The following is a 22894-nucleotide window of genomic DNA, read 5'->3' on the forward strand; positions in this document are numbered from 1 at the left end:
ACTATTCTCCCATTCTTTTAAAAAGTAATTCTTTTGCTTTTTTATAGAGTAATGTTAGTAAGACACCAAAGACCATCCAAAGAGCAATACTTGCCCCGGGTGGTGTTCCTATTTTATAAGAGCTTACTAGGCCTAAAAACGTACAAACGATAGAAACAAGCGTTGCAATTATAAATACAAAACGAAATCTTGACGTTAATTGGATGGCTATAGCAGCCGGTAAGATAATAATGGCTGAAACAAGAAGCATGCCGATCATTGGGATCATCATTGAAATCAACAGCCCAATTACTGCGCTAAATGAGAAAGAGAGAATCTTTGTTGAGATACCTGCCACCCTTGCAACATCTTCATTGAAAATCATCGTATACAGTGAACGTTTTGTCACCGCAAAATAGATGAAAATACCAATTGTTACTAGGAAAAACACATTAATCTGGTGTTGAGTAACTGTTACGATCGAGCCAAACAAATATTGATTCATCGTTTTTGTACCGCTTGGACTAATAGACATTAAACAAAGGGCAATGGATAAGCCAGCCGCCATCATAATCGCAATCGAAACATCGGAGTAACTTTTAAAACGAAATCGTAAAAATTCAATCAGCAAAGAACCTAAAACAACGATCATCACGCTCATCCATTCAGGAGATCTTCCTAGCACTAAGCCTACTGCCACACCTGCTAAAGCAATATGGCTTAATGTATCGGCGATTAGTGATTGTTTCCGCATAATCAAAAATACGCCGATAATCGGTGCAACCACTGCTATAAGCATTCCTGCTAGTAATGCTCGTTGCATAAAAGCTAATTCAAACAAGGTTCATGCCTTCTTTCAAGATGAATGATTTGGTCGATATATGGATTAAGTTCATGAATATGGTGTGTAATCATAACAATTGTCACTTGAGGGCACATGCTCTTTACTATTTTATAAAACATATGGCGCGTTTTTTCATCCATCCCAGTAGTTGGCTCATCCAATAATAGAATATCTGGATTTGACATGAATGCCCTTGCCACACACGCCTTTTGTTTTTGACCACCAGATAATTTTCCGATAGGTTGATTTACTACACTTTGTAATTCAAATCTATCAATCATTTCTCTAGCTCTTTTTTTATCATCTTTTGATATCCGTTGATACCATTTTTTCGATTCCCACAAACCGGATACGATGAATTCAAAAACTGTACTAGGAAAATCTTGTTCAATTGATGAAATTTGTTGAGGTACATAACTTACTCTTAAATGGCTGGGCCATTGTCGTAGTCCTTTCCATGGTTTTAACAGTCCTACTAACAATTTCATAGCAGTTGTTTTGGCTGCACCATTTTCACCTGTCATCGCTACAAATTGACCTTGTTCAATTGAAAAAGAAAGATTCTCTATTACAGCATTTTGCGAGTAGCCAAATGTAACATTTTTTAAACCAATTATCGACTTTGTCATTCTCTATTCATCCTTTAGTTCAAAGCTTTTTGCAGTACTTTTAGGTTCTTTTCCATAATAGTGATATAGGTTTCACCATTCTTTTGATCCTTTTCACTTAAACCTTCTAGTGTATCTAACACAGCTGTCTTTGCATGTAATTCGTTCGCTAATGTTTCCGCTACCTTAGAAGATGCGTTTTCTTCAAAGAAAATCGTATTGATGTTATGTTCTTTCGCAAATTCTTTTAGCTCTTTTAATTCTTTAGCACTTGGTTCATTGTCAGGTGATAACCCCGCAATCGGCACTTGTTTTAATCCGTAAGAATCTGCTAAATAGCCAAAAGCCGCATGCTGTGTGATGATTTCTTTATTTTTGACATGGCTTAATGTTTCTGTATATTGTTGGTCTATTTTTTCTAATTTTTGAATGTAATTGTTTTTATTTTCTTCGTACACCGCTTTGTTTTTTGGGTTTAGTTTGATTAACCCATCTGCAATGTTTTCAACTTCTTTTATAGCCATCTTAGGACTTAACCATAAATGCGGATCGAATTCATGTTCATGTTCTTCATGTGCATGCTCTTCATGTTCTTCAGCCTCTTCCTCATGCTCTTCGGCTGTGAAAGGAAGAAGATCGATCCCTTTAGATGCATCAATGATCGATAAATCCTTCGAATCTACTGTATCTTTCACATCGTCAATCCAAGTTTCCATATTTTCATTATTATAAACGAGCGCATCTGATTTCTGGATTTGTTCTAGATCTTTTGCTGCTGGTTCCCAATCATGTGGTTCAACGGAGGAAGGGATAAGCATAGAAACATTCGCTTTATCCCCTGCGACCTCTTTTGTAAATTCATACATAGGATAAAAACTTGTTACAATGTCGATTTTGCTTTCTTTTGATGTATCGCCAGATTTACTTGTAGACTGACAACCTGCAAATAGAACAGATGTTACAAGTAAAGCTGCTGCAAATACGTGCTTTTTCATTTTATTCCTCTCCTTTAAAAGTTTTGACTTTCCAACTGTCTTAACTGTTTTGTTAAATTTTCAATATCTAAATGTTCCCCAATAATCACTAGATTTGTAGGAAAAGCAATTTCTTGGTCAATATGCATAGGGACCCCATAAGCATATTGAAACAAAGTCGTTTTTGTTGGTGTATCTTTAAACCGGACAAATCCTTTTATTCTAAAAACGCTCAAAGGTAATTGCCGCACCCATGCCTCGAAATCGTTTTTTTCAATAGATTTAGTGAATGTATAGACTAAATGACTGGTATGCAAGTGATGATGGACATGTAAATGCTGATGTTCTTCTGGACTTTCATGCGTAGAAGGTTGAATCGTATTCAATTCCATTCTTGCAAATGTTGTCATCTGAAAATCGATATGAGGCTGAATGTTTTGAATATCTTCTATAATCTCAGCAAATGTTTGCTGCTGAATCAAATCGACCTTATTAATAAGCAACTGATCCGCATACTTCACTTGCTCTTCCATTAAGCGTTGGACCGGTTTGCTATACTCATTTCGGTGACACCATCTAACACTGTCTAATACTGTTATGACACTTTTGATGTCAATATCTTTTGCTATAATGGGAGACAAACAAGCATCAACAACATCGAGAGGATGGGCCAGTCCAGAGTTCTCAATATAGATGACATCTGGCCTTTTGGTTGTATAAAGAGCTAATAGTCCTCTTTCTAACTGATCTTTTCCTGTACAGCAAATACACCCGTTCGTAATTTCTTCGATTGATAAATTAGGAGGGAGTAAATTGCCATCGATCGAAACTTCTCCAATCTCATTCATTAAAACAGCTGCATGCCGACCATTTTTTTGCTCTTGCACTAATAGATTTTGTAGTAAAGTCGTCTTACCGCTACCTAAAAACCCACTCAAAATAACAATTTCTATTTTCTGTTGCACGTTATCTCAACTTCCAATCAAATGGGTTTTCTAATGTATGCCAATCGCTATTAAATTCTTCATCTGTTAAAAGGCAGGCATCCAATTGTTTAGTGATCTTGTCCTTCGGTAAATCCATACCAATAACGACTAACTGTGTCTTACGATCTCCAAATTCAGGATCCCATTCTTTCAATACTTCTGGATTTTGCGCGAAAATCTGTTGCTGCTGTGCTTTGGATAATGCTGCGACCCAATAAGATAGTGGTGAAATATTGACAGATGAGCCAGCTTGTGAAAAAAGAATCGCAATATCAGAATGACAGGCACTCCAAACGATTCCTTTTGAACGAACAATTTCGATAGGCATATCCTCAGCCCAATCTTTGAAACGTTTTGGATGGAATGGCATAGAGCGTGTATAGACGAAAGAACTGATACCATATTCTTCTGTTTCAGGCGTATGGTTTGCATGACCGATTTGAAGTTCTTTTAGCCAACCTGCAGAATTTGACACACGTTCAAAATCAAATCGTTTTGTATTTAAAATTTCTTTTGGATCGATTTGACCATGAGTTGTACGAATGAACTTTGCCTCTGGTTGTAGCGTGTGTAAAACTCTTTCAAGGCGTTCCAGTTGCTCTTCCGTAACCAAATCGCATTTATTCAAAACAAGAACGTCACAGAATTCGATTTGATCCATCAACAAGTCAGCAACATCTCGTTCATCTAATTCACCCACTGCTTCTTTTCGATCAAGCAAGCTATCACCTGATTGAAAATCTGTCCAGAATCGGTTCGCATCTACGACCGTTACCATCGTATCCAATGTACAACTTGTCGTTAAGTCGATCCCTAGTTCTTCATCGATATAAGAAAATGTTTGTGCAACAGGAATCGGTTCGCTAATGCCTGTTGATTCGATCACGATGTAGTCGATATTTCCTCGTTCGGCAAGTTTTTGCACTTCGATCAACAAATCCTCCCGTAGTGTACAGCAAATACAGCCATTGGATAGTTCGACAAACTTCTCTTCCGTTCTTGAAATACCACTTCCTTGCTCTACAAGAGAGGCATCGATATTGATTTCGCTCATATCATTGACAATAACCGCTACACGTAAATTTTGCTCGTTTTGCAATACATGGTTTAACAACGTGGTTTTACCAGCACCAAGATAGCCACTGAGTACAGTAACCGGGATCTTATTTGTCATTATCCGTCCTCCTTAACAGTAATTATTACGATTTAAAAAAGCGTAAAAAAATATAGAGTTGAAAATGTTCATATTAAACTACCATGAAAATATTCTTTCCTAAGTATCTTCAGTCTCGAATTGTTATTTAGTTTCTCGATGTAATGTCACTCTTTTTAAGCGTGGAGAATACTTTTTTAATTCTAAACGTTCTGGTGTATTGCGTTTATTTTTTGTTGTAATGTAATTTCTATCTCCTGTTTCCGTACAGGCTAACGTAACTTGAACACGCATCATTTTAGCCTCCTTCAAAATAGTAATGATTACGTTTTAGAATGTTATACCTATAAATCGAATTTGTCAATATTTTTCTAGTTCTGAAAATCGACTCTCTCTTCTCCTTCACACGTTTAGCTAATCTTCTGGTCAAGTTAATTGACATTAAATTTTTGAGAGTAAACTCATTATTGTCGTTATTTACGAATCCTTTACGTTTCATGAAGTGGATCAGATTTAGTTTTGCCGTACAAATTTTGTATTTCTGTATCTTGATAGATTCTGCTTCCCATCGCTTCCTGCTGTCCATTGTACTTTCCTGTGTAAGGGACAGCTTCTTGATCCAAAGAGGCTAAAACTAATTGACAAATTCTTCTTCCCGCAACAAGCTCAATAGGCACCCTGTTCGCATTGTAAAGTTCTAATGTTATATGCCCCTCAAACCCGGGATCTACCCAACCCGCGTTTTGAATGAACAATCCTAATCGACCAATGGAACTTCTTCCTTCTACAAAAGCAGTAATATCATTCGGCAGCTTGATCGATTCCATTGTTGTCGCCAATACAAATGCACTTGGCGGTATGAGGATTCTGTCCTTATAAATATCTTTATACACCGCAGGCTTTTCAAGTGAAATCAATGGTGACGCATATTCGTCCAGCTGTAGAAAATGACCGCCCAAACGCAAATCTACCGAAGCAGGCTGCAACTGCTCTGGCGTTATAGGTTCTATCATAAGTTCTTTTTCTCTTATCTTCTTGTCAATCGTTTTACAAGATAAAATCATGTGTGAAGCCCTCCTTTAAAGCTTTTTATAAATATCCCTCTTACCTGATTGTTTAAAAGGTTTAGTAAGATAAAGCGAAGCTTCCATCAGTAGGGGTTTTCTTCATCCCCCACTGATGGTTAGCTAAACCAATCATGATTTTACGGGCAGTTGTTCCCCACCCACCCCTTTCTCTTTTCTCTCTAAACCTTGAGGTGGGGGTCTTACTGCCCGTTAACGCAGGATAAAATACATTGCTATCAAATCATTTTGCATTCATAGATAAAATCAATTTACCACCTATTTTTTATCAAATCAATCAATAAATCGTAACGATTACGTTTTTATAGTAAAATGAAATCACGAAAAACTGGGACAGAACTAAATGAACCTCTCCTAAAGCCGAATAATTGAACTTTATAAAATTATAATAAAAAGAAAATCCGAACTAATGTGAAATTCTAATTAGAACTTCGGTTCATAGTTCGGATTTTTTATTAGTTGAAATACTTTTGTCCCAGCGTCTGCTTTTTCCTTTCGAATAGCTACCTACCATTCGAAACTTTTATCTAAATTTTTTAAAACCAACATTTACTCTTTGACATGCATTAACCGCAAGCTATTTAAAGCAACCACTAATGTTGCGCCCATATCTGAAGCAATGGCGATCCATAGTGTCAGCCATCCAGGAATGACTAATAGTAAGGCGGCCAATTTAATCATTAAGGCAAAGGCAATGTTTGCTTTAATGATGTTTAATGATTTACGACTTAGCTTAACCGTAAATGGAAGTTTAGATAAATCATCACCCATTAAGGCAACATCAGCAGTTTCAAGTGCTATATCTGTACCAGCACCTCCCATTGCAATACCAACTGTAGCAGCTGCTAGTGCTGGAGCATCATTGATCCCATCACCAACCATGGCGACTTTTCCATAATCTGCACGCAATTGCTTGATAAGTGTAAGTTTATCTTCAGGCATTAACTCTGCTCGTATTTCGGATACACCAACATATTCACCAATTGTCTTAGCTGTTCCTTTATTATCTCCTGTTAGCATAATGGTTTTCGTAATGCCCATCTTATGGAGCTTTTCAACGACTTCTTTACTTGATGCACGTACTGCATCAGCAACAGCCATTATTCCCAAGATCTCACTCGCCGTACCTATTACCATCACAGTTTTCCCTTCAGCTTGAAGGCTGTACACCATATCATCCAACTTTTTAGTAAAAGTTGTTGCAGACATTTCTTTAAATAATCTTGGACTCCCTACAAAATACTCTGTGTTTTTAATCGTCCCTTTAATACCTTTACTAGTAATGGACGTAAAATCTTTAACGACCACAGATCTATAATCCGCATCTAGTTTATCGGCCTCAGCGATAATAGCCGCTGCAATTGGGTGTTGAGATCGATTTTCTAAAGCCGCCGTCAGAGCAAGTAATTCTTTTTCATCGTACTGGCTATTGGTTACGCTAAAGTTTGTAACAGATGGGATACCTTTTGTTAAAGTACCTGTTTTATCAAAAGCGATAGCTTTTAATAGGCCTATTTCCTCTAGATAAATACCACCCTTGATTAGAACACCTTTTTTCGCCGCATGACCAATCGCTGAGACGATGGCAATCGGTGTTGAAATCACTAGAGCGCACGGACATCCAACTACTAAAACAGATAGTCCTTGATAGATCCAAGTTACCCAACTAGCTCCGAAAAACAACGGAGGCACAATAGCGACAAGTACTGCCACAATCATTATGATCGGCGTATAGTATTTCGCAAACTTATCGACAAAGGCTTGTGCTGGTGCACGTTCACCCTGTGCCTCTTCTACTAACTGAATGATTTTTGCAATAGTCGTATCTTCAGCAAGCTTGGTGATTTCGACTTCCAATAAGCCTTCGCCGTTCAATGTACCTGCAAAAATTTCATCATTAGTTGCTTTCAAAACGGGCACAGATTCACCTGTAATGGCTGCCTGATTAACAGTGGATTGACCACTAATAATCACACCATCCATTGCTATTTTTTGTCCGGGTTTTACAATCATAACATCGCCGACCGCAATATCATCAACCCGGACCATCATCTCTTGACCGTTACGTCGAACAAGAGCTTCCTTAGGGGCAATATCCATTAATGTACGAATCGATTGTCGAGCCTTATCCATGGAATAGCGCTCTAATGCTTCACTAATAGCAAATAGGATTACTACAATCGATGCTTCTTCCCATTCACCAATAATCGCCGCTCCAATGATAGCTACTGTCATTAACGTTTCCATATCGAAATCAAGATGATATAAGTTTTGAAAGCCGACTTTAAATAAGGAATAACCACCAATCACGATTGCTGCAATGAATAGTAGTGAAGTAACAAGATTTTCTTCACCATTTACAAAATTTGATACATATCCTAATACGATTAAAAGGGCAGAATATAGCAACACGCTATGCTTTTTATAAAAGGGAATCTTTTTCTCTTTTGTTAAGGCATCTGATGTTGTTGATACAACTGGTCTTTCAGGTATAATTTTCAGATTTTCAAATGCTCCGGCTTTTTCCAATTCATCGATTGTTGCTTCCCCAGAAACAGAGATCTTCGATGCGCCAAAATTCACTTTGGCATCTTCAACACCAGGTAGATTCTTCACATTCATCTCAAACTTCCCTGCACAATTTGCACAAGAAAAACCTTCAACACGATAACTTTTTTGCTGTTGTGGTGATTCAACCAATGCTTTCCACTCCTTTATGTTGTGAGAAGGCCGCGCTGATTAAGTTTTTAAAGTAATCATTTTGGATCGAATAGTATACGAACTTGCCTTCTTTACGGTATTCTGCTAATCCTAAGTTCCTCAACAAGCGTAAATGATGTGATGCTGTTGCTGTTGTCGCCCCAATAATTTTTGCTATGTCACAAACACATAATTCAGCTTCTAACGTGAGCGCATAAGCAATTTTTACACGTGTATCATCAGAAAGTGCTTTAAAAACTTTGGCTACATCAGAGGGGTTTTGTTTATTTAATCGTTCTTGCACATCATTTACCTTATCTTCATGAATACAAGTTACTTCACAAACTTCTCTCATTTATTTGATTTCCCCCAAACACTCTAATATTCAAACGATTATTTGATTAATAAAATTATAGAACAATATGATTAGATATTCAAACGATTATTTGATTGTTTGAAAGAAATTTTAGGAATGAATTTTTGAAAAAAACAAAGCGTGTTGATTATCTAACTATATCCATCAAAATATAGAGTATTCACTGACTTCCGCTACGATTTACTTGCTTTTACCGTGGATTTATTCGCTCTTTTCTTAAGGTTATTTGCTCTCTTGAAGTGATTATTCGCTCTCTCATGGACTTTATTTGCCCTTTCGGAGGACTCGAACAAGCCGCAGTGAAGATCTACATAAATGTTTAACCTCCAAATATAAAAATTGCTTCAAAAGAGCTACCAGCTAAAAAAGTAAAAAATAAAAGACAGAAATATGACTGAGTCAACATTCCTGTCTTCTCTATTTATCGGTATGAACGGGTGATGAATCGTCCATTTTAATACACTTTAATTTGTCCCATCATCCCATTATCTTCATGTTCAAGGATATGGCAGTGGTACATGTATATTCCTTTATGTTGGAATTTCACAGCAATCTTTGCTTTTTGACCAGGTTTTAAAGATATTGTATCTTTTAACCCTGATAAACTTTTCGGTGGTTCTTTTCCATCGATCGAAATGACCTGGAATTGTGTTCCATGGATATGAAAAGGATGATTCATACCGCCCATTGAATCTTTTACATTTTCAATTTCCCATACTTCGGTTTCATTTTGCTTTTGCGTAAAGTCAATTCGGTTTTTATCGAACCTCTTATCATTGATCGTCACATTTTTGCCCATACCAGCTAACTTGACGGTTTTTGTTACTTTTTTATTTTTTACTTCATCTAAGACTTTAAGGTGATTAAAAGTCTCCGTTGCTTTGGCTGTATTGGGTTCAGCTTTCGATTCTTTAAAATGAATAGGCAAGACTGTCACATTATCTTCCGTAACTAATTTGACTTCGTTACTTTTCACTTTTGTGAAATCTACAATTACTTCCGCTCGCTCTGCTGGTGCGACTTCAATCGATTGAGTGGTATCCGGTTTGTTTAGAAAACCCCCATCGCCTGCTATTTGTTGAAATGCCATATGATTATTAAAATGTAGCGTATAGCTTCTCATATTGGAACCATTTAAAATACGCAAACGGACTTTTTTGCGATCTACTGTTAGTTTTGGGTCAACCACTCCATTGATCAGTAGCGTATCCCCTGTAGTACCATCTTCATTCATCGTATAATCATAATCGAGTTGTTGATCGTCTGTAAATGTTCGATCTTGTAAAATCATTGGTAAATCATCGATGCCGTATGTTTTAGGGATATTCAATGTTTCACTATTTTTATCATCAATATAGAGTAACCCCGCTAGACCTTTAAATACTTGTTTTCCTGTTTCATGCATAGGATGTGGGTGAAACCATAGAGTAGCTGCATCTTGTTTAACAGTAAACTGAATCGTTTCGGATTGACCTGGTTTTAAAACTTTATGTGGCCCACCATCTTCATTGCCAGGAATTTCGAGCCCATGCCAATGGAAAGTAGTATCTTCGTTTAAATCATTGACTAAATGAATAGTGACCTTTATTCCTTTTTCTACCCGTATCACAGGGCCTAAAAAATTTCCGTTATAACCATATGTGTTCGTTTTTATACCATCGAAAATTTCAGTAATGCCTTGTTGAGCCCGTACTGTATATGAAATAGAATTGCTATCCTTGTCGTCGGGTTTCAAAACCTTTGGAAAAGATAATTCGTGATTACCTAGACTACTTTTTAATTTTGTGATGGTTTCATGGCTCATATCCATTGTAGAACTGCCATCCTCCATATCCATAGATGAATGATCCATTCCCTCCATATTCATGGAAGAGTGATCCATACCTTTCATATCATGATTAGAGGAGGAGTGATCTTCTTGGCTGCAAGCTCCCAGTAACCCTAGACTTACAATCATACTTGCTAATGTTATTTTCTTCATCTATCAACCATTCCTTTCGCGCTAAGCATACAGAATAGTTGTGTAGAAATTATGTAGAGAAAGGCATTTCTATAGAAAATGTTGTCCCCACATTCTTTTCACTACTTACAGAAATCGTACCACCATGTGCCTCTACTAGCTTTTTAGTGATTGTCATCCCAATACCATTACCAGTATATCGACTTTCGCCTCGATAGTTTCTTTCAAAAACTTTTTTGCTGGTTTCTTCATCCATGCCTATTCCATTATCGTGTACAAGGATGATATAGTTGTCGCCTTGTTTGTATAATCTGATGACGATAACACCCTCTTTTTGAACATGGTGCATGGCATTTTTTATAACGTTGTGCAAAATTTGATTGATTCTTAGCGCATCTACTTGTGCATAAATGGTTCGATCTAAATCTAGTTCTACCTCTATTTCCTTTGCAAGTAATTCACTTGCCAATGAAATGACCGATTTCTCTATCAAATTAGCAATGGTCTCTTTTTTAGTCATAACTTTAAAAGTAGGATTGTTAATGTCATTGAGTGTATCTAATTCACCCACAAGGATGATCAGACGATCTATTTCTTCCACGCAAGCTTGTAAACGTTCAGGAGTGGCTGTCCAAACTCCATCCTCAAACGCACTCAAATAGCTTTTGATAGAGGCTAATGGGTTACGGATTTCATGAGCAAGGTCTTGTGTCATTTCTTTTCGACGTAACTCATAAGTGCTTAAAGTATTGTCCAATTTTAATAACGATTGTCCTAATTGACCAATCGGATCATCGATTTTATAGCTAATATTTAAATGACGATCTCCACGCACAAGTCTTAGCGCAAAATGATTCATTTCCTGAATCGGCCTTGTCAATACTCTTGCGATCAATAAGCTAGAGATCAAGATGACGACCAATAGCAACGCAATTGTCCAAATAGCAGTTTCCCTTAATGCCATATCAAAATGATGGATGACTTCTTCTGAATCTGTAATATGCAACATCATTAAATGTTCATGCCCTTTAAAAAGCAAAATTGCTGTAATAATAAGAAGCATGCTGAATGTAAAGGCCGCTAGTATCGAGGCGATTTTCACGTTAAACTTCATCTTCTTGTACCTTCTCATTCATTTTGTACCCTACTCCAAACACTGTTTGAATATAATCCCTGTGCAATTTTTTACGAATATTTTTTATATGCTGATCAATAATACGAGGATTAATGTCCGCACTAGGTCCGAATATTTTTTGAATCACATCATCTCGGCTAAATATTTTTTTAGGGTTTTCCACTAGTAATAGCAAAATATTGAATTCATGTTGGGTAAGCTGTACACTTTGACGGTTTAACAACACTTGTCTTTCGTTTTTGTGTATTTCCAATTGTCGAAACGTAATGATCTGCTTTCTATGTGATTCGGGCAGCAATCTTTCGGCTCTTACTAATATTTCCTTAGGATGAAATGGCTTCACTACATAATCATCTGCTCCGATCTCAAATCCTTTTACCTTTTCATCAATAGAGATTTTCGCTGTTAGCATAATTACGGGGATATCATAATTGCTTTTCACGTATTGGCATATATCCTCCCCAGCCATATCCGGTAGCATTAAATCTAAAATGATCATATCAATAGGTACTTGATCCACGAATTGAATGGCCGATTCTCCTGTATGCGCAACATACGTCGTATCACCGTTTTGGTCAAAATCAGAGCCACCAGTATAACTGGTGGTTTGCTCTGCGCGTGAAACGCTGGGGTACTGGCCCATGTCTAAAGACATACTGAAAGGTCCGCCAACCGCACTCCGTTCTCACACTACCACTAAAGTGGTTCTATTTATTTCCTCTTTTTAGGTTTTACTTCCTCACCTGTGAAAGGATCAATGAATTCTTTCATCGTCATTTGATCCTCCAAAATATCTTCCTGCAATTGATTTTTTATATACTCTTGTATCACTTTTCTGTTCCGGCCTACTGTATCTACATAGAATCCACGACACCAAAACTTCCGATTTCCATATTTATATTTTAAGTTTGCATGTCGGTCGAAAATCATTAAACTACTTTTTCCTTTTAAATAGCCCATAAAGGATGAAACACTTAATTTCGGTGGAATACTTACCAGCATATGAATATGATCAGGGCAAGCCTCTGCTTCTATTATTTCAACGCCTTTTCTTTCACATAATTGGCGTAATATTTTTCCTACATCTGCTCTTATCTTTCCGTATATAATTTGTCTTCTATATTTTGGTGCAAAAACAATGTGATACTTACAATTCCATGTTGTATGTGCTAAACTTTTATTATCCATTTGGATCCCCTTTCGTACAGAGTCGGTTGGCTAGACCTAACTCCATTGTACGACCGGGGTTTTTTTTCTGTCCATAGCTAAAAGCTTTTTAGAACCCCTCGCATAGCAAGGGGTTTTCAATTCTACAATAAGACGCTAAAACATGGGTAATCTTTTCTTCGTCATCAACGATCAATACTTGCATTTTCATTTTCACCTACTTATTTAAAGGATAACGATTTTTATATTCCAATTAAGTAATCGTTCACATCAGGCATGTTGATGAACCCATTTTATCTATTGAAATTTGAATCATCAACTGATTTTCACCTTCTCCAATTAATATATATGGACAGGCGTGTTGATTATCCAATTTAATCCACAAAAATAGGGAGATTCGTTAATTGCAGCGAAGGCTTGCTCGCTACGCTGCGAGGTCTCATCTGGATGCTATTCCCCTAGGAGTTACACTGGCTCCAGTTCATTTATACTACATTTTAAAATAGACTTTCGGTGAGAAGCCGAAAAAACTAAAATCTTTCACATTATGCCATCTAACGAACACGCCCGTTCTAATCATCTATTTTTCTAAAATATTGATAAACTTTATTTAATTTTTGTGTTTGTTTTCCCTTCTTACTTTCCATATTCCCAAATTCGAAAAACTTTACTTTTTTAATTCCAACAAAATGAAATAGTGCTCTTTTCATCAATACTTTATGTGCGTTATTCAACCATATAAGTGGATAGTTTGTTGGTCCTTTCATAGTTGATACGCACACAACCGACTTACCTTTGAGAAGCCCCTCTGACAATACGCCCTTTTTATATCGATAAGCAAAATTGGTAGCAAACAATTGATCAATATATCCTAACAGCATCGCAGGCGGTCTCCCCCACCAAATTGGATACACAAAAACGATTTTATCAGCCCATGTAATTTGCTCTCTATATTTTTCTAACTTTGGATCACGGTACATATCTCGACGACGCTTCTGCTCATTAAATTCTAATAGCGGGTTAAATCGCTCCTCATATAAATCTAAAACCTGTATTTCCGTTATATGAGGATTTTCGTTACAGCCCTTAATAATTTCCTGCAAAAAAGCATAATTCAGACTTTTATGATTTGGATATGTATAGACAATTAATGTGTTCATATTGCACCTCCGTACTTATCATTTGATAACTAAATGATAGCCTCGTTAAATTTAATTGTCAAATGATAATTGTTTTTGGATAAGTTATTTGTTATTGTCAGTAAGAGGTGAACAAAGTTGAACAAAAAAGAATTATTCCATCAGTTTGTAGCGTTTACAGCAACTGTGCATCAAGTGACACATGATTTAACAAAAAATATAAAAATCGACGATATTACGCCGATTCAATATAAAATCCTTGAATATATAACCATAAATCGGCTCATTACGCCTACCGAAGTCAGTGATTGTCTGCATTTGTCCATGCCGAATACAAGCCGGGAATTAAGAAAATTACGAGAAAAAAATTGGATTGAAAAAATAAACGACACAAAGGATCGAAGAAAACATTATATTCGCCTTACCGAAAAAGGAAAACATATGATGGATGAGGCTTTTGCTTGCATCGAAACCCGCTTCCAAAAACTAATAGAAAATTCTTCAAATGAAGAACTAGAAGAAATCAGAAAAGCGCTTACTACTTTACAAACTAAAATTTTCTTGAATCAATCCGTTGAAAAATAAGCTATTCTAAATAAAAATCCCTTGCAAAACGGAAATGTGAGCTGCATCCCAATTGTTAGACACTATCTAACAATTGGGGTGGGGTCACTTCAGATGATCCATTTTCAAAGGGATTTTTTAATTTACTTGAAAAATGATGCAAGCAAATCAATTTCATAATGCCAAAATTATGTATAAAGCACGAACGTATAATGATGGCTACTTTTAATAATTGTGAAGTTTTAAAAAAGAAGTAATGTTAAATAGAGTCCTGTTAAAGTGATCAATAAGATAGGGATCGTTAACATAATACCCATTTTAAAGTAAGTGCCCCAGGAAATTTTGATACCCTTTCCAGATAATAGATGGAGCCAAACTAATGTAGCAAGCGAACCGATTGGTGTGATCTTTGGACCTAAATCCGACCCGATCACATTAGCATAAATAAGTCCTTCTCTCACAACACCTGTCGTATGGGTCTTTGCAATTGCCAGCGCATCGATCATAACAGTTGGCAAATTATTCATGATGGATGACAAAAATGCCGCGATGAAACCCATTGACACTGTTGACCCATATAAGCCTTGCGCAGCCAATCTTTCTATCACGCTTGCTAATGATTTTGTCAGCCATGCATTTCCAACACCATAAACAACCACATACATGCCAATTGAGAAAAATACAATCGTTCATGGTGCGCCTTTTAAGACAGCTTTTGTATCAACAGCATTACTTTGTCTAGCCATGATCAATAAAAATATAGCAATAATCCCTGCTATAATCGATACGGGCATCTCTATCCATTCACTGGTAAAATATCCAACTAACAATATCAATAGCACGATCCATGAAAGGCGAAACATCTTTACATCTCGAATCGCTTCTTTCGGTTTTTTTAACTTTGATAAATCATATCTACTCGGAATATTTCTCCTGAAATAGATAGATAAGACGATGATCGTTGCTATTAAGGAAAAAATGTTAGGGAGGACCATTCTTGCAGCATACTCTACAAACCCGGTATCAAAGAAATCTGCGGATACGATATTTACTAAATTACTAATGACAAAAGGAAGGGATGTCGTATCCGCAATAAAGCCACTCGCCATGATAAAGGGGATAATCATAGTTTCTTTAAAGTTCAAATTACGTACCATCGCTAACACAATGGGCGTTAAAATCAAAGCTGCTCCATCGTTAGAAAAAAACGCTGCAACAACAGCACCTAAAATACTGACATACACAAACATTCGGATACCATTGCCCCTAGATACCCTTGCCATTTGCAATGCGATCCACTCAAATAATCCAATTTCATCTAATATAAGCGAAATTAGAATAATAGCCACAAATGTTAAGGTCGCGTTCCAAGTAATATCCACTACTTGCTGAACATCTCGAAAGTCAACAACACTGATGATTAGTGCGAGAATCGCTCCACAACAAGCCGTTAAACCTATATTTAAACCTTTTGGTTGCCATATGACCAAAACTAATGTCACCAAAAAGATGAAAGTCGCCACGATAGCCATTGCCAAAATCCTTCTTCCCAATAAAGTGAAACTCCATCAGTGGGGGTTTTCTTCATCCCTACTGAAATAGAAGAACTCAGGTTAAAAGCGCCACGTCCTGTGGCAACACCTGAGTGACCAACATCCCGCCCACCCGAACCAATCGGACGCATGCGGCAGTTGATCCCCCATCTATCTTTGTCGTTTCTCTCTATATCTTGAGATGGGGGTCTTACTGCCCGTTAATGCGGGATAAATGGCATGAAACGTATTGTCCCTGGTTCACTTCTTCCAGAACTGGCTTTTCGAATTGGCATATTTCCGTTGCAAAAGGGCAGCGAGGATGGAGCGAGCACCCATTTGGAATATCCGTTGCACTTGCGATTTCGCCTTTTAATAACACCGGTTCTCCCTGTCTTTTGTATGTTGGGATGGCAGAAATAAGGGCTTTCGTGTAAGGGTGGAGAGGATGCTCATATAGATCATTTACATTTGCCAGTTCAATAATTTCCCCTAAATACATGACTGCTATTCGATCACTCATATAATGCACCACATTTAAATCATGAGAAATAAACATATATGTTAGTTGATATTTTTGTTGTAAGGATTTCAATAAATTTAAGATTTGTGATTGAACAGAAACATCCAATGCTGACACTGGCTCATCCAAAACAAGCAATTTTGGTTTTAAGATAAGGGCTCTCGCAATGCCGATGCGTTGTCTCTGTCCACCACTTAGCTCATGAATATAGGCATCACGATAACTTTTATCTAATCCAATCTCATTCAGCATGTCGTTTACCCATTCTTTTCTTTCTGCTGGTGTTCCTATTTTTTGAATGATAAGTGGTTCTTCTATCAGTTTTGAAACTTTGTGTCTAGGATTTAAAGATGAATAGGCATCTTGAAAAACATATTGAATATCCTTTTTCAATCGTTTTCTCTGTTGGCTTGTCATATCTTCAATTGCTTGTCCTTCAAATAATACTATTCCTTCAGTAGGGTCTAATAATTGACCAATCAATTGGCCTAAAGTGGATTTACCACTTCCGCTCTCTCCCACTAATCCTAATGTTTCCCCTTTTCTTAATAGAAGACTGACATCTGAAACTGCTGGTAGCTCTTGGATTTTATATAACTTACGATGTGTATAATTCTTTTTGAGGTTTTCCACTTCAACTAAAAGATTTTGCATACTCAAAGCTTACCTCCTCCATTTCACTAAAGAAGCAACTAACATCATGAGCTTTTGCTACCTTTTTCAGCTGTGGTTTTGATGTAAAGCACATATCAATAGCCAGATGACAACGACTAGCGAAAGGACATCCTCCCATTCGCTCTTGCAAAGATGGCACATTTCCGGGAATTGAATAGAGGGGGTTTCCCTTTTTATCCGGAGTTGGGATTGATTCCATCAAGCCCTTTGTATACGGATGGCTAGGATTTTCAAATATTTGTGCTGTCGTACCAATCTCTACGATTTCTCCCGCATACATAACGGCTATACGATCACACATATCGCCCATTACTCCTAAATCATGAGAAATAAGTAATATGGTCGTGTTTTGCTCACGCCGTATTTCTTTTAGCAAATGTAAAATTTGTGCTTGTATCGTTACATCTAACGCAGTTGTAGGTTCATCCGCTATAAGAAACTTTGGCTGACAAGCGATAGCGATAGCAATCATAACACGTTGCTGCATTCCTCCCGATAATTGATGTGGATAGTCATAAAACAACTGTTCAGCACGTGGTAGACCAACTTTCTTCATCACATCAATAGCTATTCCTTTAGCTTCTTTTTTGGAAATGTTTTGATGGGCACGGATGATTTCCACGATTTGATAGCCAACTGTCAATGAAGGATTTAAAGATGACATAGGATTTTGGAAAATCATAGAAATTTCTTTTCCTCTCATCTTTTGTAGTTGATGTTTTGATTTTTTTAACATGGATTGTCCTTCAAATAGGATATCTCCGCTTGATATACGCATTTTTTTAGGTTGTAAATCTAGGATAGAATTGGATAATACGCTTTTTCCACATCCTGATTCACCAACAATACCGAAAATTTCACCCTTTTGAACTGTTATAGATATGTCCGAAAGAACCGTCAGCTTACGGCGATTTTGTTCAAGATGAACTGTCACATGATGAATGGACAAGATTTCTGACATTTTTCCAACCCCCTTTGCTAACAATCAACTTTACTCTGAAAAATCATGTAAATCTCTTATTCCATCCCCCAATAAATTAAAGCCAAGAATTGTTAATGTTAACATAAAGCCAGGCGCCAAAGTATACCAGGGAGCAAGCTTCGCAAATCCTTGAGCTTCATTTAACATTCTTCCCCAGCTCGGATCGGGAGGTTGTATGCCTAAACCTAAATAACTCAATGCAGCCTCTACTAATATAGCAGTGGAAAAACTAAGAGAAGCAGTTACAATAATAGAAGAAACCGTATTCGGTAAAATGTGATGAAAAATAATACGTAGATGACTTGATCCAAAATTCCGTGCTGCCCTAACAAAGTCCATCTGTCTACATTTTATAAATCCGCTTCTTATAACACGAGAAAAGCTTGGAATTGTCATAATACCAATGGCAATAACTGTGACTTCTATATTAGGCTGGAAAATCGTCACTAAAATGAGTGCCAATAAAATACCTGGAAAAGCTAATAACGCATCAATCATCCTCATAAGCAATTCATCCATCCAACCTCCAAAATAACCAGCTGTCGTACCTATTAAAATACCAAACAATAATCCAATAATTACTGATCCGCCACCAACAATAAATGCAGTTTGAGTTCCTTTCATAATTCGACTTAGTACATCACGTCCAAAATTATCCGTGCCTAATAAGTAATTATGGTTTGGAGCGATAAGCCGATTTTCAATATTCATTTGATTGACATTGTGTGGTACATAAAAGAAACTCACTATAAAGACAAGGATTAAAAAAAGTACAATTGCTCCACCTGTGACGAGGTTAAATTTTTTTAACATACACCGCACCTCCTTACTTCAATTTGATTTTGGGATCTAAATAGCGATAAGAAAGATCCACTAGTAAATTTACAGCGATGGCAATGATCGCGATCATCACTACCATGCCTTGAACAAGTGGAAAATCACGATCTCCAATTGCAGTGATAAGCATCCTGCCAAATCCTGGTAAAGCGTATACTTGTTCAATTACAAGGCTGCCTGCTAGAATTGCACCAAAATTTAAGCCTGCAATAGTAATTACAGGAATGAGTGCGTTTTTTAAGACATGTTTCAACAGGATGGTAGAATCCTTTAGTCCCTTACTTTTAGCCGTCCGTACATAATCAAAATTCAACTGTTCGATCATAGTTGTTCTTAAATATCTAACGAGGATAGCTATTTGAGGAATGGCTATAGCAGTTGCTGGAAATAACAATGCCTTAAAAGCCCGCAAAGGATTTTCAGACCACGGAACATAACCACCTACTGAATTAAGGTGTAACATTAAACCAAAAATCATGATTAAAATAATACCCATCCAAAAAGACGGAATCGCAAGTCCGATTTGTGTACCTATTGAAATAAGCACATCTAAAAATTTTCCTTTATAATTGGCAGCAATAATCCCTAATGGAATCGATACAAAAATGGTGATAACAATGGCCATAAAAGCCAATGAAAAGGTAACGCCCATCCTTTCATGAATAAGCGAAAGAACAGGTTCGGAAAAACGCAAAGATTCGCCAAAATCTAGGACAAGGACGCCTTTAAACCAATGGATGAATTGTTCAAATAATGTTTGATCTAGTCCAAGTTTTTGTTCCAATTCCTCAACTTGTGCAGGCGTTGCCTCTACTCCTAAGATGATATTCGCTGGATTACCTGGAATGATGCGAAAAGCTAAAAAAACGAGAACAATAACCACAAATAGTGTAAATAGTGAGCTGACTGTTTTTTTTAGTACATAATCCATTCCATATCCTCCAATCTATTTTTTCCATATCAAGTGAAACTTCACCTAGTGAAATTTTTTCATCCTCACTGTGTATTCATTGAATCAATGAGGCTTTTATAGACAATTGCCCCCACCTATCTCCCAGTTATTCCTTTACTTTTTGAAACATGGGTGGGGGACTACTGTTCATTAACGCAGGATAAAGTGAAACTCCATTAGTGGGGGTTTTCTTCATCCCCCACTGAAGTAGAGGGACTCAGGCTAAAAGCGCCACGTCCTGTGGCAACACCTGAGGGACCAACATCTTGTTGGCCCGAACCAATCGGACTTTAACGGGCAGTTCATCCCCCATCTATCTTTTTCGTTTCTCTCTATATCTTGAGATGGGGGGTCTTACTGCCCGTTAAAGCGGGATAAAATTCTGTTATATGGAAACTATTCGATATCTCATTGATATTATTGATCGATATAAACAGATGACAGATCTTGAACATAAATTGGATATGTTTTATAACCCTTAATCGTATCTTTAAAAGTGACATTTGTATGAGGGTCCATAATAAAGACTCCTGCCGCATCCTCAGCAATGATTTTTTGCGCTTCTTTAATATCTGTAATACGTTTGTTTTCATCAATTTCAACTTTTACATTCGATAACACTTTGTCTAGTTTAGGATCTTTAAAGTTTAAGAAATTGTTATCAGCTGTTGATATATACCGACTTAGAATTTCAAATGGATCAAGTTTTCCATCTAAACCGATAATGGTTGTTTCATAATCCCGGCCATTGTAAACTCGTTCTAACCAAACTCCCCATTCAACACTTTCAATTTTCGCTTTCACACCGATTTTTTCTAGTTGGTTGACAATCACTTGTGCTGTATCAACATGGAATGGATATACAGAAGGAACTGTAATCGTAAATTCAAAGCCATTTGGATAGCCAGCCTCTTTAAGAAATTTTTTCGCTTTTTCTGTGTCCGTTGGATATAAATCTTCTAGTTCATTATTGTAGTATTTACTTAATACAGGACTTAGGTTAGAACCGATTTTCGTTCCTTTTCCTAGTGCGACACCCTTAATAATTTCATCTTTGTTGACTGCATAATTGATCGCTTGCCGAACTTTAATATGATTAAATGGCTTCACTTTGTTATTAAATGCTAATAATTGAACTAAATTTTGTTCGTTACTGATCGTTTTAAAGCCAGTTGCTAATTGTTCTGCCTTTTCTGTAGCTATACGAGGATAAATATCGATTTCACCAGATTGTAATGCTAAAAATGCTGCTTCTTGATCGGGTAAAATGCGAAATTCTACTTTATCTAAATATGGAATGCCTTTCACATAATAATCTTTATTTTTCTCAACAATTAGACTTTGACCCTTCTTGTATTCCACAAATTTGAATGGTCCAGTCCCAATTGGCGTTTTATTGCTATCTTTATAATTGGCTGGAATAATTGATGCTGTAACAGCCGTAATAAAAGCTGCCTCCTTTTCTTTTAATTGAATGACAACTGTTTTGTCATCTGGTGTTTCTATTTTTTTGACATTTGCAAAGCTAGAAGATAAAGGCTTGCCTGTTTTTAAACCGGCCAATTTAGCGTAAGAATAGGCAACATCTTTTGATGTCAATGTTTGTCCATTATGAAATTTGACACCATCACGAATCGTGAACGTATACGTCAAGCCATCATCGGAAATATCATAAGACTCGGCGATAGCTGGGTCTAACCCTCCCTCTGTGTTTGCTTTTAATAATCCTTCAAAAATATTGAACATCACTTCTCTTGTCCCAGCAGCTTCCGCTAAATTTGGATCCAAGTAATCTAAGTCTTGAGGAATCGCGACTACAACACTTCCACCTGTCTTTGATTTTTCAGTTTGAGTACCTTTACGATCTTTCTCACTTTCATCCGCCTTATTGCTGCTGCCACAAGCCGATAATAATAGTAAACTGACAGTCAATAATAGAATTGCTAGTAACCATGGCTTTCTCTTTACATTGAAAGTCGTCATTCGCTTCCCCTCCCATTTTTTAATTTAAACATGTATAGTTTTTAATAATGATGGTAGTTTGTTAATAGATTCTACGACGTGTGGATGCTGAAGCTCTTCAATACCTTTATAGCCAAATCTATTGATCAAAAGTGTTTTAAGTCCTACTTTCTTGCTTCCCACTACATCATCATAGTAATTGTCCCCAACATAAATACTATCCTCACTTTTAGTTTCTCCTTGCTTAAATGCAAGTTCAAATATATATTTACTTGGTTTTTCGGCACCAACTTCTGACGAAATAATAATATGATCGAAATAATCGCTTAATTCATAGTGATCTAATAATCGGCGTGCGCTTTTATCCCAATTACTAATAATACCTAGTCGATACCCGTCCTGCTTTAGGGTATGCAGTACGTCTTTTGTAAATGAAAAGGGCGCCCAATATGGAACAGTTTCTTGAATCCTTTCCTGAATAAAACGGTTTTGCCTTTCTAAATCGAATGCAAGTTGTAAATAATGATTAACAACTCCTAAATACCATGGATAAAAAAGATTTGCCTTTTTTCCAAGAACACCTGGATACTCTCTCATGAACAATTTATCAGCATAATGATAGGCTTCTTCGATTTTTTGTATGGGTATTTCAACGTGATGCTCTTTTAAATATTGAGCATATATTTTTTCTCGCTGCTGATATAATAGGGTATAACCGATATCAAACCAAATGTATTTGTTTATCAATATTTGATCTCCTT

At 36.8% G+C, this 22894-nt stretch carries 22 protein-coding genes and 1 pseudogene; 1 reads left to right on the plus strand and 22 read right to left on the minus strand.

Annotation, left to right across the window (positions count from 1 at the left end; genetic code table 11):
- Position 1: 1 nt before the first annotated feature.
- The 14 genes from FEZ13_RS13715 to FEZ13_RS13780 form a co-directional block, all read right to left on the minus strand.
- Positions 2-820 (minus strand): metal ABC transporter permease, encoded by an 819-nt coding sequence (locus FEZ13_RS13715; protein ID WP_255473179.1) that lies wholly within the window; start codon positions 818-820, stop codon positions 2-4.
- Positions 808-1452: a metal ABC transporter ATP-binding protein gene (locus FEZ13_RS13720; RefSeq protein ID WP_146547752.1), complete on the minus strand. Its 645-nt coding sequence runs from the start codon at positions 1450-1452 to the stop codon at positions 808-810. Before FEZ13_RS13720 ends, FEZ13_RS13715 begins: the two co-directional genes overlap by 13 nt.
- A gap of 14 nt (positions 1453-1466) precedes the next feature.
- Complete coding sequence (locus FEZ13_RS13725) at positions 1467-2426, minus strand: metal ABC transporter substrate-binding protein (RefSeq protein WP_146547751.1); 960 nt, start codon at positions 2424-2426, stop codon at positions 1467-1469.
- Between the two features lie 14 nt (positions 2427-2440).
- Entirely contained in the window at positions 2441-3370 is a 930-nt protein-coding gene (locus FEZ13_RS13730; protein ID WP_146553158.1) for a CobW family GTP-binding protein, read from the minus strand.
- 1 nt (position 3371) lies between these two features.
- Positions 3372-4565, minus strand: a complete 1194-nt coding sequence (locus FEZ13_RS13735) for a GTP-binding protein (protein WP_146553159.1) — start codon at positions 4563-4565, stop codon at positions 3372-3374.
- A 123-nt stretch (positions 4566-4688) separates the two neighbouring features.
- Entirely contained in the window at positions 4689-4838 is a 150-nt protein-coding gene (gene rpmG / locus FEZ13_RS13740) for a 50S ribosomal protein L33 (RefSeq protein WP_146547748.1), read from the minus strand.
- Between the two features lie 194 nt (positions 4839-5032).
- On the minus strand, positions 5033-5608 hold the full coding sequence (dcd, locus tag FEZ13_RS13745; protein WP_146553160.1) for a dCTP deaminase: 576 nt from the start codon (positions 5606-5608) through the stop codon (positions 5033-5035).
- Between the two features lie 570 nt (positions 5609-6178).
- Positions 6179-8347 (minus strand): heavy metal translocating P-type ATPase, encoded by a 2169-nt coding sequence (locus tag FEZ13_RS13750; protein ID WP_146553161.1) that lies wholly within the window; start codon positions 8345-8347, stop codon positions 6179-6181.
- Positions 8322-8684, minus strand: coding sequence for an ArsR/SmtB family transcription factor (locus tag FEZ13_RS13755; RefSeq protein ID WP_146553162.1), 363 nt, complete (start codon positions 8682-8684; stop codon positions 8322-8324). The genes FEZ13_RS13750 and FEZ13_RS13755 overlap by 26 nt, the downstream gene beginning before the upstream one ends.
- Positions 8685-9159: 475 nt before the next feature.
- Positions 9160-10686 carry a multicopper oxidase family protein gene (locus FEZ13_RS13760; RefSeq protein ID WP_146553163.1) on the minus strand — a complete coding sequence of 509 codons (1527 nt, stop codon included), beginning with the start codon at positions 10684-10686 and terminating at the stop codon, positions 9160-9162.
- Positions 10687-10735: 49 nt separating this feature from the next.
- Positions 10736-11779 (minus strand): sensor histidine kinase, encoded by a 1044-nt coding sequence (locus tag FEZ13_RS13765; protein ID WP_186725928.1) that lies wholly within the window; start codon positions 11777-11779, stop codon positions 10736-10738.
- Positions 11769-12455, minus strand: coding sequence for a response regulator transcription factor (locus FEZ13_RS13770; RefSeq protein ID WP_146553165.1), 687 nt, complete (start codon positions 12453-12455; stop codon positions 11769-11771). Before FEZ13_RS13770 ends, FEZ13_RS13765 begins: the two co-directional genes overlap by 11 nt.
- Before the next feature lie 56 nt (positions 12456-12511).
- Positions 12512-12988: an IS200/IS605 family transposase gene (tnpA, locus tag FEZ13_RS13775; protein WP_146551549.1), complete on the minus strand. Its 477-nt coding sequence runs from the start codon at positions 12986-12988 to the stop codon at positions 12512-12514.
- A gap of 551 nt (positions 12989-13539) precedes the next feature.
- A complete protein-coding gene (locus tag FEZ13_RS13780; RefSeq protein ID WP_146547742.1) occupies positions 13540-14127 on the minus strand; it encodes an NAD(P)H-dependent oxidoreductase in 588 nt (195 codons plus the stop codon).
- Between the two features lie 117 nt (positions 14128-14244).
- Between FEZ13_RS13780 and FEZ13_RS13785 the strand changes: the two genes are divergently transcribed.
- Positions 14245-14691, plus strand: coding sequence for a MarR family winged helix-turn-helix transcriptional regulator (locus tag FEZ13_RS13785; protein WP_146553166.1), 447 nt, complete (start codon positions 14245-14247; stop codon positions 14689-14691).
- Positions 14692-14912: 221 nt separating this feature from the next.
- Here FEZ13_RS13785 and FEZ13_RS13790 read toward each other — a convergent pair.
- The 8 genes and pseudogenes from FEZ13_RS13790 to FEZ13_RS13825 all read right to left on the minus strand — a co-directional run bounded on the left by FEZ13_RS13790 (position 14913) and on the right by FEZ13_RS13825 (position 22880).
- A pseudogene (locus tag FEZ13_RS13790) lies at positions 14913-16202 on the minus strand (arsenic transporter).
- On the minus strand, positions 16169-16354 hold the full coding sequence (locus tag FEZ13_RS13795) for a hypothetical protein (protein WP_146547739.1): 186 nt from the start codon (positions 16352-16354) through the stop codon (positions 16169-16171). Before FEZ13_RS13795 ends, FEZ13_RS13790 begins: the two are co-directional and overlap by 34 nt.
- Positions 16355-16413: 59 nt before the next feature.
- Positions 16414-17379: an ABC transporter ATP-binding protein gene (locus tag FEZ13_RS13800; RefSeq protein WP_146549860.1), complete on the minus strand. Its 966-nt coding sequence runs from the start codon at positions 17377-17379 to the stop codon at positions 16414-16416.
- On the minus strand, positions 17360-18361 hold the full coding sequence (locus tag FEZ13_RS13805; protein ID WP_146553167.1) for an ABC transporter ATP-binding protein: 1002 nt from the start codon (positions 18359-18361) through the stop codon (positions 17360-17362). The genes FEZ13_RS13800 and FEZ13_RS13805 overlap by 20 nt, the downstream gene beginning before the upstream one ends.
- 30 nt (positions 18362-18391) lie before the next feature.
- Positions 18392-19195: an ABC transporter permease gene (locus FEZ13_RS13810; RefSeq protein WP_146553168.1), complete on the minus strand. Its 804-nt coding sequence runs from the start codon at positions 19193-19195 to the stop codon at positions 18392-18394.
- A 13-nt stretch (positions 19196-19208) separates the two neighbouring features.
- Positions 19209-20150: an ABC transporter permease gene (locus FEZ13_RS13815; protein ID WP_146553169.1), complete on the minus strand. Its 942-nt coding sequence runs from the start codon at positions 20148-20150 to the stop codon at positions 19209-19211.
- A 438-nt stretch (positions 20151-20588) separates the two neighbouring features.
- Positions 20589-22154 carry an ABC transporter substrate-binding protein gene (locus tag FEZ13_RS13820; protein ID WP_146553170.1) on the minus strand — a complete coding sequence of 522 codons (1566 nt, stop codon included), beginning with the start codon at positions 22152-22154 and terminating at the stop codon, positions 20589-20591.
- A 24-nt stretch (positions 22155-22178) separates the two neighbouring features.
- Complete coding sequence (locus tag FEZ13_RS13825) at positions 22179-22880, minus strand: HAD family hydrolase (RefSeq protein ID WP_146547734.1); 702 nt, start codon at positions 22878-22880, stop codon at positions 22179-22181.
- Between the last annotated feature and the right edge of the window lie 14 nt (positions 22881-22894).

Origin of the sequence: Rummeliibacillus sp. SL167 (assembly GCF_007896505.1) — a bacterium.
Classification (GTDB): Bacteria; Bacillota; Bacilli; order Bacillales_A; family Planococcaceae; genus Rummeliibacillus; species Rummeliibacillus suwonensis.